General features: G+C 72.4%; 10 protein-coding genes. 7 read left to right on the top strand and 3 right to left on the bottom strand.

Going from position 1 to position 14,594, the window contains the following annotated elements; all coding sequences use genetic code 11:
* Window positions 1-96: 96 nt before the first annotated feature.
* The 3 genes from ACFVTF_RS32605 to ACFVTF_RS32595 all read right to left on the bottom strand — a co-directional run bounded on the left by ACFVTF_RS32605 (window position 97) and on the right by ACFVTF_RS32595 (window position 4,387).
* Window positions 97-1,584, bottom strand: coding sequence for a S8 family serine peptidase (locus tag ACFVTF_RS32605; RefSeq protein ID WP_371519437.1), 1,488 nt, complete (start codon window positions 1,582-1,584; stop codon window positions 97-99).
* A 208-nt stretch (window positions 1,585-1,792) separates the two neighbouring features.
* Window positions 1,793-2,929 carry an amidohydrolase family protein gene (locus tag ACFVTF_RS32600; RefSeq protein WP_387817743.1) on the bottom strand — a complete coding sequence of 379 codons (1,137 nt, stop codon included), beginning with the start codon at window positions 2,927-2,929 and terminating at the stop codon, window positions 1,793-1,795.
* A 3-nt stretch (window positions 2,930-2,932) separates the two neighbouring features.
* On the bottom strand, window positions 2,933-4,387 hold the full coding sequence (locus ACFVTF_RS32595) for a glutamine synthetase (protein WP_387817742.1): 1,455 nt from the start codon (window positions 4,385-4,387) through the stop codon (window positions 2,933-2,935).
* A 531-nt stretch (window positions 4,388-4,918) separates the two neighbouring features.
* Here ACFVTF_RS32595 and ACFVTF_RS32590 point away from each other — a divergent pair.
* From ACFVTF_RS32590 to ACFVTF_RS32560, 7 genes are all read left to right on the top strand, one after another.
* Complete coding sequence (locus tag ACFVTF_RS32590) at window positions 4,919-6,694, top strand: 3-hydroxyacyl-CoA dehydrogenase family protein (protein ID WP_387817741.1); 1,776 nt, start codon at window positions 4,919-4,921, stop codon at window positions 6,692-6,694.
* Between the two features lie 209 nt (window positions 6,695-6,903).
* On the top strand, window positions 6,904-7,824 hold the full coding sequence (locus ACFVTF_RS32585; RefSeq protein ID WP_371519426.1) for a TetR family transcriptional regulator: 921 nt from the start codon (window positions 6,904-6,906) through the stop codon (window positions 7,822-7,824).
* A gap of 367 nt (window positions 7,825-8,191) precedes the next feature.
* On the top strand, window positions 8,192-9,529 hold the full coding sequence (gene ccrA / locus ACFVTF_RS32580; RefSeq protein WP_371519423.1) for a crotonyl-CoA carboxylase/reductase: 1,338 nt from the start codon (window positions 8,192-8,194) through the stop codon (window positions 9,527-9,529).
* 10 nt (window positions 9,530-9,539) lie between these two features.
* A complete protein-coding gene (locus ACFVTF_RS32575; protein ID WP_371519421.1) occupies window positions 9,540-11,567 on the top strand; it encodes a protein meaA in 2,028 nt (675 codons plus the stop codon).
* A gap of 27 nt (window positions 11,568-11,594) precedes the next feature.
* Complete coding sequence (locus ACFVTF_RS32570) at window positions 11,595-12,557, top strand: CoA ester lyase (RefSeq protein ID WP_371519419.1); 963 nt, start codon at window positions 11,595-11,597, stop codon at window positions 12,555-12,557.
* 11 nt (window positions 12,558-12,568) lie between these two features.
* Window positions 12,569-13,072, top strand: a complete 504-nt coding sequence (locus ACFVTF_RS32565) for a MaoC family dehydratase (RefSeq protein WP_371519416.1) — start codon at window positions 12,569-12,571, stop codon at window positions 13,070-13,072.
* Window positions 13,073-13,222: 150 nt separating this feature from the next.
* Window positions 13,223-14,425 carry an acyl-CoA dehydrogenase family protein gene (locus tag ACFVTF_RS32560; RefSeq protein WP_371519413.1) on the top strand — a complete coding sequence of 401 codons (1,203 nt, stop codon included), beginning with the start codon at window positions 13,223-13,225 and terminating at the stop codon, window positions 14,423-14,425.
* Window positions 14,426-14,594 lie beyond the last annotated feature (169 nt).

Below are 14,594 nucleotides of genomic sequence, written 5' to 3'. Positions count from 1 at the left end.
CGGGGCCCGGGCACCGCGGCCGGGAAACGACCGGGGAGCGGACCCTGGTGGGCCCGCTCCCCGGCTCAGTGTTCAGGTGTCGCCGTGGTCAGCGCGTCAGCGCCACCACTGGACCGCCTTCTCGGCGTTGATGATGCCCGCGCCGTAGAAGCCGTTGTCGTCCGCGCCGCCCTCGCAGGTGGCCTTGTACGCGCCGGTGCCGCCCGGGTTGTACTCGCCGGTCGGGCAGGGGTGCGACTCCGCCTGGTTGGTGAGCAGCTCGGTCAGCTCGTCCGGGTTGGCCCACGGGAAGGTGCTGGCGAGCAGCGCGACCACGCCGACGACGTGCGGGGTGGCCATCGAGGTGCCCTGCATGTAGCCGTACTTGTTGCCCGGGATCGTGGAGAGGATCCGGCCGTTCTTGTCCGGGGTGTCCGGGATCTGGTAGCGGGCGTCGCCACCCGGCGCGGCGACGGTCACGACGCCCTTGCCGTAGCTGGAGTAGTACGCCTTGTCGCCCTTGACGCCCACCGAGGAGACGGCGATGACGCCGGGCAGCTCGGTCGGCAGCGACAGGCAGTCGTTGGTGACCGGGCGGGTCACCTTGGTGGTGTCGTCCGGGCTGGCGACGTCAACGGTCTTGTGCGCCAGGTCGATGTTCTCGTTGCCCGCCGCGGCGACGTTGAGGACGCCCTTGCGCTGCGAGAACGAGACCGCCTTGCGGACGGCGGCGCTGATCGCGGCCTGGTCCTTGTCGTTCGGGCAGTTGAACATCCACGGGTCGACGTAGTAGCTGTTGTTGGTCACCTTGAACTGGTGCTCACCGGCCCACACGAAGCCGCAGATCGCGTACTCGGGGTAGATGAACCCGCCGTCGTCGACGACCTTGACCGCGGCCAGCTTCACGTTCGGGGCGATGCCGACGACGCCCTTGCCGTTCTTGGCGGCGCCGATCGTGCCGGCCACGTGGGTGCCGTGGTCGCTGGTGGTGGGCTGCCAGGACTTCCAGTCGGTGTTCGGCTTGCCGCCGTCGATGCAGGAGACCGACTGCGAGGCGTCCACGTTGGCGGCCAGGTCCTCGTGCGTCGCGTCGATGCCGGAGTCCAGCACGCCGACGGTGACGTTGCGGCTGCCGAGCGAGAGCTTGTGCGCCTTGTCGACACCGATCTGGCGCATGTCCCACTGGTTGGCCTCGTACGGCTCCTGACCGGCGGCGGGCGCGCCGGCGGGCTCGGCGGCGACCTCGGCCTTGGCCTGGTCGGCGGCGGTGATGCCCTTGGTACGGCTGGCACCGACGGAGTCGACGCCCTTGGCCTGACGCAGCTTCTGCGCGAACGCGGTGTCGTCCGAGCGGGCGATGACGACGCCGATCTGCTCGTACGAGTACACCACCGAGCCGCCGAGGGCGGTGATCGCCTTCTCGACCTTCTGCACCTGGCCGTGGTTGGCCTTGGTGTTGACGACGTAGCTGAGCAGCGGACCGGTCGTCGAGCCCGCCGAGGGGGCTGCGACGGCGGTGCCGGCCGGGAGCGCGAGGGCGCCGGCGGTGGCGAGCACGAGGCCCACGGCCGCGAACCGGGTCCGGCTGATCCGAGGAACTCTCATAGGGGTTGGCCCTCCCGAGTCGTCATGCGGCAGCTGCGGTGTGGCAGGTGCGCCTGGAATGATCGGGACGCTAATGAATATTCGCTGATAAGCGCAAGAGGTAGTCATCTAATCGTCACATGTTGGCCAACATCGGAACCGAGGAGTCCGGAGGCCCAACACGTCAACAGAGTTGAAGAGTGTTAAAAAGTGACGGTTCGCCGACGTGCTACGGTGCGCCGGGCAGTGAGTACAGCGCACGGGCGTTGTCGGCGGCGACCAGCCGGGCCAGCCGCTGCGCGTCCGCCGCCGAACAGGCGCCACCCGCCTGCCAGTCGGCCAGCACCGCCCCCAGTCCGTACCGGAACTGGGCGGCGCCCACCAGGTACAACTCGGGCAGCCCGTACGCGTCGGTGGAGAACAACAGCTTGCCGAACGGCGCCAGTTCCAGCATCTCGCCCAGCACTTCGGCCACCCGCGGGCCGGTGTAGGAGGCGGTCAGCCCGAGGTCGATGTACACCGTCGGGAAGGCCTGGGCCAGCCACCCGGCCTGGCGGTGGTACGGGTAGCAGTGCAGCAGCACCAGCGGGACGCCGCTCGGCTCGGCGGCGCGCACGAAACCGGTCAGCAGCGACGGATCGGCCCGGTGCAGGGTGAGGTCGGGATCGCCGAAGCCGGTGTGGAGTTGGAGCGGCAGGCCCAGCCCGGCACAGACGTCCACGGCCGTCCAGAGCAGGTGGTGCAGCAGCACCGGATCGGCCAGGCGGCCCCGCCCGCCGCGCAGCCAGGCGCCGGCCGCGGCCACCACGGCCGCCCGCGCGGGCCGTTCGGCGGGGGCGGCCAGGCCGTGCCGGTAGGCGAGCACCGACTTGACCGCGACCGCACCTGCGGCGGCCGCCGCCAGCGCCTCCCCGACGGCCCGCGGCCAGGACTCGGCCGGGCCCGCCACCGCCTCGGCCACCGACTCCAGCCGGACCACCTCGTGCACCACCGCCCCGGCGGCCGCGGCCAGTTCGCCGAGCGACAGCAGCGGAAGGCCCGCGGCGGTGGTCAGCCCGGTGTCCACCAGGCAGGTGTCCAGCCCGGCGGCGGCCAGCAGCCGGCGGGTGGCCTCGGCGCCGCCCAGCTCGCGCCGCCGGGCCAGGTAGTCGGCGGCCGGGGCGTGCGCGGGCAGGCCGAGGACGGGCGGGCACCAGCGCCGGACGGCCAGGCCGAGCGCGCTGTCGAAGGGCGAACAGCCGGGCGCGGGCGGCCGGTCGGACTCGGTGAGCAGCCCGGCCAGGGCGTCGTCGGCGAGGTCGGCCGCCACCACGCTGTGGCAGTGGTGGTCGACCAGCGCGGGCACCGCCAGGGCCCCGGCGGGCACCGGTCAGTACCGCCAGCGGGTGGCGGCGACCAGCTGCTCGGGGGTGGCGACGGCGTACTGCTCGCCCTCCGCCCGGCGCACCGCCAGCACCGCCTCGTACAGCGGCCCGCCGAGCGCCTCGCGCAGCACCGCCGATCGCTCGTACGCGGCCAGCGCCTCCGCCGGGCCGGTCGGCAGCCGGGGCACCGCGCCGGGCTCGGCGGCGGCCGGGTCCCCGGTGAACTCCGGTGGCAGCGAGAGGTGTTGGTCGAGACCGGCGAGACCGGCGGCGAGCACCGCACCGACCGCCAGGTACGGATTGGCGCTGGCGTCGAAGCACTTGACCTCGGCGTTGGCGGCGGCGGCCCGCTCCCCCGTGGAGCCCGTCACCAGGCGCAGCGCGGCCTCGCGGTTCTCCAGGCCCCAGCACTGGTAGGCGCCGGCCCAGTGCGAGGGCACCAGCCGCAGGTAGCCGGCCGGGCTGGAGCAGCCCAGCACCAGGAGTTCGGGCAGCGCGCCGAGCACCCCGGCGAGGAAGCCCTCGGCCTCGGCGGTCAGGCCGTGCGGGCCGGGGCCGCCGTTGCCGAGGTTGTGGCCGTCCCGCCAGAGGCTCAGGTGCAGGTGCCCGCCGTTGCCGACCGTGCCGGGCTCGACCACGGGGGCGAAGGAGACCCGCAGGCCGTGCCGGGCGGAGACGGCCCGCACGGTGTGCCGGACCAGGACGGAGGTGTCGGCCGCACCGACCGGGCCCTCGGGGGCCACCGAGACCTCGAACTGGCCCGGGGCGTACTCGGGGTGGATCTGCAGGACGCTCAGCCCCTGCTCGCCGAGGGCGCGCAGGACGTCCCGCAGGTAGTCGGTGAGGTCGGTGAGCCGGTGCATCCCGTACGCGGGGCCGTGCGTCGGGTACTGCGGCTCGTCCTGCGGGCCGCCGGCGAGGGCGACCACCCACTCGACCTCGATGCCGGCCCGCAGGGTCAGCCCGCGCTCGGCGGCGGCGGCCTCCATCCGGCGGGCGAACAGCCGCTGGCAGCCGGGGTGCGGGGTGCCGTCCTGGGTGTGCCGGTCCCCCGGGGCCCAGGCCCAGCCGGGCTGGGCGGCCAGCGGGACGACCCGGTCGAGGTCGGGGTAGAGCCGCAGGTCCCCGGTGGGGCCGCCGGTGCTCGGGCTGGTGGTGATGCCGTCGTCGGCGAGGAAGACGTCGAAGCAGGGCGCGGCGCCGACGCCCCACTGCGCGGCGTGCACCAGGGCGCCCAGCGGGACGGCCTTGACCCGGGTGATGCCCGCGTTGTCCACCCAGGTGACGGCCACCGCGTCGACGGCGGCGGTGCGCAGCCGGTGGACCGCGGCCTCGGCCTGTTCGACGCGGGCGGCGCACGGGGGCAGCGTGACGGCGGCGTGGTGCCCGCCGAGGCCTCCGGCCGGGCCGGTGGAGCCGGTGGCGGACGCGGCGGGGCCGGCGGCGGTTCCGAGGGTCATGCCCCCATGCTGCCCCGCCCGTCGCGGCCGGGTAACTCCCCTATCGGGTGGTCCCCGTGGACGCCCGTCCGCCCGTTCACCCGTTCGGGCCGCCGCCGGGCCCCGCCCCGCCGCCCGGATGCCTTTTGTGACGCCCGCACCCCTTCCTACTCGCGGGTAGCTTCGCTACAGTGGCCGGACGCACCACCGCCGGGCTACGGGAGCCGCACCGGCGGGGGCCTGCGGCCGCCGTGTCCACGGCGGGCGCGCGGTGCGTCATTCACCGGCCGGCGCCGCGAACCGCGGCGGGCCGGGTCTCCTTCCTCGTATCAGAGCCGCTTCCTTTCACCCTTGAGCGCCTGAGCACCACGGCACACCCCTCAGTTCGGCCGGAGCGGACCGGCCGCCGCGGCGGTGTGCCGGAACCCGTCATCTCCCCAGCCCCGCGCGCGGACCCTCCCCCGGCGGCGGCCGCCCCCGTCGCACGCGCGGGCGCGGCGGCCCTGCCGCCGGGGCGTCGCGCGGGCCCTTCAGGACTAGGAGTCAGGACAGATGGAGCGTCCCTTTTCCACGGTCGCCGTCGTCGGCCTCGGCACGATGGGTGCCGGTGTCGCGGTGGCCGTCGCCAGGAGCGGCCGCCGGGTGATCGGCATCGAGGCCACCGAGGACTCGGCCGCCCGGGCACTGGCCCGGATCGAGGAGGCGACCGCGCACGCGGTCGACCGGGAGCGGATCACCGCCGGGGAGCGCACCGCGCTGCTGGCGCTGATCTCGGTCGGCCACGAGCTGTCGGCCGCCGCCGGGGCCGGGCTGGTGATCGAGGAGGTGCCCGAGCGGCTGGAGCTGAAGCGGGAGCTCTTCGCCGAGCTGGACCGGATCTGCCCGCCGGAGACGGTGCTGGCCACCGGCACCACCGCGCTCTCGGTGACCCGGATCGCCGCCGCGACCGCCCGCCCGGAGCGGGTGCTGGGCCTGCACTTCTTCAACCCGGTGCACAGCATGAAGCTGGTCGAGGTGGTCCGCACGGTGCTGACCTCCCCGCAGGTCGCCGAGGACGCCGCCGCGTTCGCCCGGGACCTCGGCAAGGAGCCGGTGGCGGCCGGCGACCGGGCCGGCTTCGTGGTCAACGGCCTGCTGTTCGCGTACCTGAACCAGGCCGCCGCGATGTACGAGTCCAAGTACGCCTCCCGGGAGGACATCGACGCCGCGATGCGGCTCGGCTGCGGCCTGCCGATGGGCCCGCTGGCGCTGCTCGACCTGATCGGCGTGGACACCGCGCGGACCGTCCTGGAGGCGATGTACGAACAGTCCCGGGACCGCCTGCACGCGCCCGCCCCGATCCTCGGCCAGCTGGTCGCGGCCGGGCTGCTGGGCCGCAAGTCCGGCCGCGGCTTCTACACCTACGAGGCGCCCGGCTCGTCCAGGGCCGTGGACGCGGCGGCCGGCCCGGCGCGGGCCGCGGTGGCGGGACGGGAGGTCCGCACGGTCGGCGTCTGCGGCTCGGGCACCATGGCGACCGGCATCGCCGAGGTCTTCGCCAAGGCCGGCCGCCCGGTGCTGCTGGCCGCCCGCAGCCAGGAGAAGGCCGACCGGGCCAAGGCGCAGCTGGCGAAGTCGCTGGCGCGCGCGGTCGACCGGGGCCGGCTGAGCGCGCAGGCGCGGGACGCCGCGCTGGCGCTGGTCACCCCGGTCGGCCAGTACGCCGAACTGGCCGACGTGGACCTGGTGATCGAGGCGGTGGCCGAGGACCTGGCGGTCAAGCGCGAGCTGTTCGCCACCCTGGACAAGATCGTCAGGCCGGGCGCGGTGCTCGCCACCACCACCTCCTCGCTGCCGGTGATCAGCTGCGCGACCGCCACCTCGCGGCCGCAGGACGTGATCGGCATGCACTTCTTCAACCCGGCGCCGGCCATGAAGCTGGTCGAGGTGGTCTCCACCGTGCTGACCGCGCCGGACGTCACCGCGACCGTGCTGGAGCTGACCGCCGAGGTCCGCAAGCACCCGGTGGAGTGCGGCGACCGGGCCGGCTTCATCGTCAACGCGCTGCTCTTCCCCTACCTGAACGACGCGGTGCGGATGCTCCAGGAGCACTACGCGACGGTGGACGACATCGACACCGCGATGAAGCTGGGCTGCGGCTACCCGATGGGCCCGTTCGAGCTGCTGGACGTGGTCGGCCTGGACGTCTCGCTGACCATCGAGCAGGTGCTGCACCAGGAGTTCCGCGAGCCGGGACTGGCGGCCGCGCCGCTGCTGGAGCACCTGGTCGCCGCCGGCTGCCTGGGCCGCAAGACCGGCCGCGGCTTCCGCGACCACGCGCGCCGGTGACCACGCCAGCCGCCGGGGGCGCCGCCGCGCGCGAGGCGGCGCCGCCCGGGGCCGGGCCGTCCGCGGCCGGGTCGGGCCCGGTCAGACCGGGCTGGAGCCCGGGGACGGTGTCCGCGCGCTGGCCCAGACCGGCCGTCACCGGCCCGGTCGCACCGGTCCGTCGGGGAAGGGCCGCGGCCGAACCGCCGGGGCCGTGTAGCGTTCCGGACATGGATCGGGTTCAGTCAGCCACCCCGCAGCACTCCGCCGGACCGCGCGGCGCCGACCGGACGGCCTCCTCGACCGGGGGCACCGGGCCGGAAGGGGGGCCGGGCAGCCGCCGGGCGGCGGCGCAGCGCCAGCAGATGCGTCAGGACCTGGCCACGGCCGCGATGGAGCTGTTCTCCTCGCAGGGCTACGAGGAGACCACGGTCGACCAGATCGCGGCCGCCGCCGGGGTGGCCCGGCGGACCTTCTTCCGGTACTTCCGGTCGAAGGAGGAGGCGATCTTCCCCGACCACGACGACACCCTCGTCCGGGTGGCCGACCTGCTGGCCAGCGCCGAGCCGGAGGAGCACCCGCTGGACGTGGTCTGCCGCGGCATCAAGGAGGTGCTGCGGATGTACGCCTCGACCCCCGGGGTGTCGGTCGCGCGGTACCAGCTGATCCGTCAGGTCCCGGCGCTGCGCGAGCGGGAGATCGCCGTGGTGGCCCGGTACGAGCGGCTGTTCACCCGGTACCTGCTGGGCCGCTTCGACACCGGGGAGTCCATCCCGTCGGGCTGGCAGCGCGGCGGCGAGGACGACTCGATGCTGGCCGAGGTGTCGGCGGCGGCGGTCGTCGCGGCGCACAACCACGTGCTGCGGCGCTGGCTGCGGGCCGGCGGGCGCGGGGACGTGGAGGCGCAGCTGGACCACTCCTTCGAGGTGATCCGGCGGACCTTCTGGGCCGCCAGCACGCCGGGTGCCAGACGCCGCGGCTCCCTGGTGGCACCGGGTGCCAATGGGGCTCCCGGTGACGTGCTGGCCGAGAGCGCACTGAGTGCCAGTCCTGGAGGTGAGGTGCTCATCACAGTCGCCCGGACGGATGCTCCGCTGGACGTGGTGGTGGACAGCATCCGGGCCGCACTGAGTGGCGCCAGGGAGTCCTGAGCCCACCATCTGGCCAGGTCAGAGCGATATCGAGGGCCCGCGTCGAACAGTCGACGCGGGCCCTTTCGGCATCCCCCGCAGCGCGCCCGAGGGCCGCTCCAGCGCGCCGGAATTCGTGACACCCGGTGTCTTTACGTGTGGCACAGGGTGCCACTACCTTGTTACTCACCAGTCGCGGCGCCGCGGCTCCCCACCTCGGCGCGCCGTCGTCCGGCGTTCCCACACCCCGGGAGCAGTGCGCGTTCGGCCCGGTCCACCCCGGGCGCCCAGCCCGACCACCCACCACCCACCTCAGCGAAGCCGGTGTCCGCTCCCGGCTACCCCAGACGCCCTGTGCCCTCACACAGGTACGCCTTCGGAGGCAGCCATGCAGGAAATCCTCGACGCGATCCTCAGCAACGACGCCACGTCGGAGGACTTCGCCGCCGTCAAGCTTCCCGAGTCCTACCGAGCGGTGACGCTCCACAAGGACGAGGAGCAGCTGTTCGCGGGCCTCGACAGCCGCGACAAGGACCCCCGCAAGTCCCTTCACCTCGACGAGGTCGCCCTGCCCGAACTGGGCCCCGGCGAGGCCCTGGTCGCCGTCATGGCCAGCGCGGTGAACTACAACACCGTCTGGAGCTCGATCTTCGAGCCGGTCTCCACCTTCTCCTTCCTGGAGCGCTACGGCCGGCTGTCGCCGCTCACCAAGCGCCACGACCTGCCGTACCACGTCCTCGGCTCCGACCTCGCGGGCGTGGTGCTGCGCACCGGCGCCGGCGTCAACGCCTGGAAGCCCGGCGACGAGGTCGTCGCGCACTGCCTCTCCGTCGAGCTGGAGTCCCCGGACGGCCACAACGACACGATGATGGACCCGGAGCAGCGCATCTGGGGCTTCGAGACCAACTTCGGCGGGCTGGCCCAGATCGCCCTGGTGAAGACCAACCAGCTGCTGCCCAAGCCCAAGCACCTCACCTGGGAGGAGGCCGCCTCCCCCGGCCTGGTCAACTCCACCGCGTACCGCCAGCTGGTCTCGCGCAACGGCGCCGGCATGAAGCAGGGCGACAACGTGCTGATCTGGGGCGCCAGCGGCGGACTCGGCTCGTACGCCACCCAGTACGCGCTGGCCGGCGGCGCCACCCCGATCTGTGTGGTCTCCAACGACCAGAAGGCCGAGATCTGCCGCGCCATGGGCGCCGAGGCGATCATCGACCGCTCCGCCGAGGGCTACCGGTTCTGGAAGGACGAGCACACCCAGGACCCGCGCGAGTGGAAGCGCCTGGGTGCGAGGATCCGCGAGTTCACCGGCGGCGAGGACGTCGACATCGTCTTCGAGCACCCGGGCCGGGAGACCTTCGGCGCCTCGGTGTACGTCACCCGCAAGGGCGGCACCATCGTCACCTGCGCCTCCACCTCCGGCTTCATGCACCAGTACGACAACCGCTACCTGTGGATGTCGCTCAAGCGCATCGTCGGCTCGCACTTCGCCAACTACCGCGAGGCCTTCGAGGCCAACCGCCTGATCGCCAAGGGCAAGATCCACCCGACCCTGTCCAAGGTCTACTCCCTGGAGGAGACCGGCCAGGCCGCCCTCGACGTGCACCACAACAAGCACCAGGGCAAGGTCGGCGTGCTCTGCCTGGCGCCGGAGGAGGGCCTGGGCGTGCGCGACCACGCGCTGCGCGAGCAGCACCTCCCGGCGATCAACCGCTTCCGGAACGTCTGAGGCCGATCCCATGACCGACCAGCACAAGCGCGACCGCCCCTGGCTGATGCGCACCTACGCCGGGCACTCCACCGCGAGCGACTCCAACGCGCTCTACCGGCGGAACCTGGCGAAGGGCCAGACGGGCCTCTCCGTCGCCTTCGACCTGCCGACCCAGACCGGCTACGACTCCGACCACCTCCTCGCCCGCGGCGAGGTGGGCCGGGTCGGCGTCCCGGTCGGCCACGTCGGCGACATGCGCACCCTGTTCGACGGCATCCCGCTCGAACAGACCAACACCTCCATGACGATCAACGCCACCGCGATGTGGCTGCTGGCGCTCTACCAGGTGGTCGCCGAGGAGCAGGGCGCCGACATCGCCAAGCTCACCGGCACCACCCAGAACGACATCGTCAAGGAGTACCTCTCGCGCGGGACGCACGTCTTCCCGCCCGGCCCCTCGGTGCGCCTGATCACCGACATGATCGCCTACACCGTCGGCCGCATCCCCAAGTGGAACCCGATCAACATCTGCAGCTACCACCTGCAGGAGGCCGGGGCCACGCCCGTCCAGGAGATCGCCTACGCGATGTGCACCGCCATCTCGGTGCTCGACGCCGTCCGCGACTCCGGCCAGGTGCCGGCCGAGCGGATGGGCGAGGTGGTCGCCCGGATCTCCTTCTTCGTCAACGCCGGCGTGCGCTTCGTCGAGGAGATGTGCAAGATGCGCGCCTTCGCCCAGCTGTGGGAGAAGGTCACGCTGGAGCGCTACGGCGTCCAGGACCCGAAGCAGCGCCGCTTCCGCTACGGCGTCCAGGTCAACTCGCTCGGCCTGACCGAGGCCCAGCCGGAGAACAACGTCCAGCGGATCGTCCTGGAGATGCTGGCCGTCACCCTCTCCAAGGACGCCCGCGCCCGCGCCGTCCAACTGCCCGCCTGGAACGAGGCGCTGGGCCTGCCCCGGCCCTGGGACCAGCAGTGGTCGCTGCGGATCCAGCAGGTGCTGGCCTACGAGTCGGACCTGCTGGAGTACGGCGACCTCTTCAACGGCTCCGAGGTGATCGAGGCCAAGACCGCCGACCTGCTGGCCGGCGCCGAGGCGGAGATCGCCAAGGTGCTGGCGATGGGCGGGGTCATTCCCGCCGTCGAGTCCGGCTACCTGAAGTCCAACCTGGTCTCCTCGCACGCCGCCCGGCGGGCCCGGATCGAGTCCGGCGAGGACAAGATCGTCGGCGTCAACTGCTTCGACACCACCGAGGAGAGCCCGCTCACGGCCGACCTCGACACCGCCATCATGGTCGTCGACCCGGCCTCCGAGCAGTCCGTGCTCGCCGCCCTGGAGGCCTGGCGCGGCCAGCGCGACGAGGCCGCCGTCCAGACCGCGCTGGCCGAGCTCAAGTCCACCGCGGCCACCGACGCCAACCTGGTGCCGGCCACGCTCGCCTGCGCCCGGGCCGGCGTCACCACCGGCGAGTGGGCCTTCGCCCTGCGCGAGGTCTTCGGCGAGTACCGCGCGCCCACCGGCGTCGGCGGCGCCCCGGTCGCGGTGGCCGCCGAACCCGGCGGGGAACTGGCCGCGGTGCGCGCCGCCGTCGCCGCCACCGCCGAGGAGCTGGGCTCCGGCAAGCTGCGCCTGCTGGTCGGCAAGCCCGGCCTGGACGGGCACTCCAACGGCGCCGAGCAGATCGCCGTCCGGGCCCGCGACGCCGGGTTCGAGGTGGTCTACCAGGGCATCCGGCTGACCCCCGAGCAGATCGTCTCCGCCGCCGTCGCGGAGGACGTGCACTGCGTGGGCCTGTCGATCCTCTCCGGCGCCCACTGCGAGCTGGTGCCCGACGTCCTGCGCCGGCTGCACCGGGCCGGGGTGCAGGATGTCCCGGTGATCGTGGGTGGCATCATCCCGGCAGCGGACGGCGAGGCCCTCAAGGCCGCCGGCGTCGCCGCCGTGTTCACCCCGAAGGACTTCGGCATCACCACCATCATCGGCCGGATCGTGGACGAGATCCGGCTCGCCAACAAGCTCCAGCCCTGGACGCCCGCACCCGCGCCCACCAGCTGACCACTGGGAAGGAACCGACCCACCCTCATGTCAACCGTCAACCGTCTGCGCCCGCGCCGCTCCTGCCTCGCCGTGCCCGGCAGCAACCCGCGCTTCCTGGAGAAGGCCCAGGGCCTCCCCGCCGACCAGGTCTTCCTCGACCTGGAGGACGCCTGCGCCCCCCTCGTCAAGGAGAGCGCCCGCCACCACATCGTCGACGCGCTCAACAACGGCGACTGGGGCGGCAAGACCCGCGTCGTCCGGGTCAACGACTGGACCACCCACTGGACCTACCGCGACGTGATCACCGTCGTCGAGGGCGCCGGCCCCAACCTCGACTGCATCATGCTGCCCAAGGTCCAGGACGCCGAACAGGTCAAGGCGCTCGACCTGCTGCTCACCCAGATCGAGAAGACCATGGGCTTCGAGGTCGGCCGGATCGGCATCGAGGCGCAGATCGAGAACGCCAAGGGCCTGGTCAACGTCGACGCCATCGCCGAGGCCTCGCCCCGGCTGGAGACCATCATCTTCGGCCCCGCCGACTTCATGGCCTCCATCAACATGAAGTCCCTGGTGGTCGGCGAGCAGCCGGCCGGCTACCCGGCCGACGCCTACCACTACATCCTGATGCGCATCCTGATGGCCGCCCGCGCCAACGACCTCCAGGCCATCGACGGCCCGTACCTGCAGATCCGCAACCAGGAGGGCTACCGCGAGGTCGCCCGGCGCGCCGCCGCCCTCGGCTTCGACGGCAAGTGGGTGCTCCACCCCGACCAGGTCGGCGCCGCGAACGAGATCTTCTCGCCCTCCCAGGAGGACTACGACCACGCCGAGCTGATCCTCGACGCCTACGACTGGTGCACCTCCGAGGCGGGCGGCGCCAAGGGCTCCGCGATGCTCGGCGACGAGATGATCGACGAGGCCAGCCGCAAGATGGCCCTGGTCATCGCCGGCAAGGGCCGGGCCGCCGGCCTGGAGCGCACCACCAAGTTCGAGATCCCGGAAAGCTGAGGCCCGACGCGATGCAGTTCGGACGCACCTACGAGGAGTTCGAGGTCGGCGCGGTCTACAAGCACTGGCCCGGCAAGACCGTCACCGAGTACGACGACCACCTCTTCTGCCTGCTCACCATGAACCACCACCCGCTCCACCTGGACACCAACTACGCCGAGCGGACGACGGACTTCGGCAGGAACGTCGTGGTGGGCAACTACGTCTACTCGCTGCTGCTGGGCATGTCCGTCCCGGACGTCTCCGGCAAGGCCATCGCCAACCTGGAGATCGAGTCGCTGCGGCACGTCGCGCCGACCTTCCACGGCGACACCCTCTACGGCGAGACCACCGTCCTCGACAAGTGGCCGTCCAAGTCCAAGGACGACCGCGGCATCGTGCACGTCGAGACCAAGGGGTACAAGCAGGACGGCACGGTCGTCTGCGTCTTCCGCCGCAAGGTGATGGTGCCGACCGAGACGTACGTCAAGGAGCGCGGCGGCGAGCAGCCCGGCCGCCCGACTCCCCTTTCCTAGGGCCCCGAATCCCCCGAGACCCCGGAGGGGCCGGCCGCCGTCATCGGCCGGCCCCCACCCGGAACGGGGGCCCTGCCGCCGCAGCCACGCCGGCAGGGCCCCCGGCAATCCCCCCCCCCCCCGCCCCTTTAAACCTTTCGGAGCCGCACGATGGGACGCCTGGCACAGACCGACGGCCTCACCGAGATCCAGCGGGACATCCTCGCCACCGTGCGGGATTTCGTCGACAAGGAGATCATTCCGGTCGCGACCGAGCTGGAACACAAGGACGAGTACCCGACCGCCATCGTCGAGGGGATGAAGCAGCTCGGCCTCTTCGGCCTCACCATCCCCGAGGAGTACGGCGGCCTCGGCGAGTCGCTGCTCACCTACGCCCTGGTGGTCGAGGAGATCGCCCGCGGCTGGATGAGCGTGTCCGGCATCGTCAACACCCACTTCATCGTGGCGCACATGATCAACGCCCACGGCACCCAGGAGCAGAAGGACCACTTCCTGCCGAAGATGGCCGCCGGGGAAATCCGCGGCGCGTTCTCGATGTCCGAGCCCGGCCTCGGCTCCGACGTTTCGGCCATCTCCACCAAGGGCGTCAAGGACGGGGAGTTCTACGTCCTCAACGGCCAGAAGATGTGGCTCACCAACGGCGGCACCTCCACCCTCGTCGCGGTCCTGTGCAAGACCGACGAGGGCGGCAGCACCCCGTACAAGAACATGACCACCTTCCTGGTCGAGAAGACCCCCGGATTCGGCCCGAACCCGACCGTCCCCGGCCTCACCGTGCCCGGGAAGATCGAGAAGATGGGCTACAAGGGCGTCGACACCACCGAACTGGTCCTCCAGGACGTCCGGATCCCGGCCGACCGCATCCTCGGCGGCGTCCCCGGGCGCGGCTTCTACCAGATGATGGACGGCGTCGAGGTCGGCCGCGTCAACGTCGCCGCCCGCGGCTGCGGCGTCGCCCGCCGCGCCTTCGAACTCGGCATCTCCTACGCCCAGCAGCGCTCCACCTTCGGCAAGAAGATCGCCGAGCACCAGGCCATCCAGTTCAAGCTCGCCGAGATGGCCACCAAGGTCGAGGCCGCCCACCAGATGATGGTCATGGCCGCCCGCAAGAAGGACGGCGGCGAGCGCAACGACCTTGAGGCCGGCATGGCCAAGTACCTCGCCTCCGAGTACTGCAAGGAGGTCGTCGAGGACGCCTTCCGCATCCACGGCGGCTACGGCTTCTCCAAGGAGTACGAGATCGAGCGGCTCTACCGCGAGGCCCCGATGCTGCTCATCGGTGAAGGAACTGCGGAGATCCAGAAGATGATCGTCGGACGCCGGCTCCTGGAGGAGTACCGGATCGCGGAGTGAGCACCGGGTCACCCCGGCTCGACGAGCGGCCCCACGGGCGCTCCGGGCCGGCTGGACGACCCCTTCCGAACCGCCGGTCGACGGGCGTGCGGGCCCGTCCCGGCCACCCGCCGTGCCATCACGGCCCCGGCCTGGTCCGCCTGGGTCCGGCACGGCCCTCCGGAAGCGG

The sequence above is a fragment of the Kitasatospora sp. NPDC057940 genome (assembly GCF_042887425.1).
Taxonomy (GTDB): domain Bacteria; phylum Actinomycetota; class Actinomycetes; order Streptomycetales; family Streptomycetaceae; genus Kitasatospora.
This window is presented reverse-complemented; position numbering and strand designations above follow the sequence as displayed.

Coding starts and splice junctions, on each gene's coding strand:
- ACFVTF_RS32605 (WP_371519437.1), bottom strand. CDS start 1,584: ATGAGAGTTCCTCGGATCAGCCGGACCCGGTTCGCGGCCGTGGGCCTC.
- ACFVTF_RS32595 (WP_387817742.1), bottom strand. CDS start 4,387: ATGACCCTCGGAACCGCCGCCGGCCCCGCCGCGTCCGCCACCGGCTCC.
- ACFVTF_RS32590 (WP_387817741.1), top strand. CDS start 4,919: ATGGAGCGTCCCTTTTCCACGGTCGCCGTCGTCGGCCTCGGCACGATG.
- ACFVTF_RS32585 (WP_371519426.1), top strand. CDS start 6,904: ATGGATCGGGTTCAGTCAGCCACCCCGCAGCACTCCGCCGGACCGCGC.
- ccrA (WP_371519423.1), top strand. CDS start 8,192: ATGCAGGAAATCCTCGACGCGATCCTCAGCAACGACGCCACGTCGGAG.
- ACFVTF_RS32575 (WP_371519421.1), top strand. CDS start 9,540: ATGACCGACCAGCACAAGCGCGACCGCCCCTGGCTGATGCGCACCTAC.
- ACFVTF_RS32570 (WP_371519419.1), top strand. CDS start 11,595: ATGTCAACCGTCAACCGTCTGCGCCCGCGCCGCTCCTGCCTCGCCGTG.
- ACFVTF_RS32565 (WP_371519416.1), top strand. CDS start 12,569: ATGCAGTTCGGACGCACCTACGAGGAGTTCGAGGTCGGCGCGGTCTAC.
- ACFVTF_RS32560 (WP_371519413.1), top strand. CDS start 13,223: ATGGGACGCCTGGCACAGACCGACGGCCTCACCGAGATCCAGCGGGAC.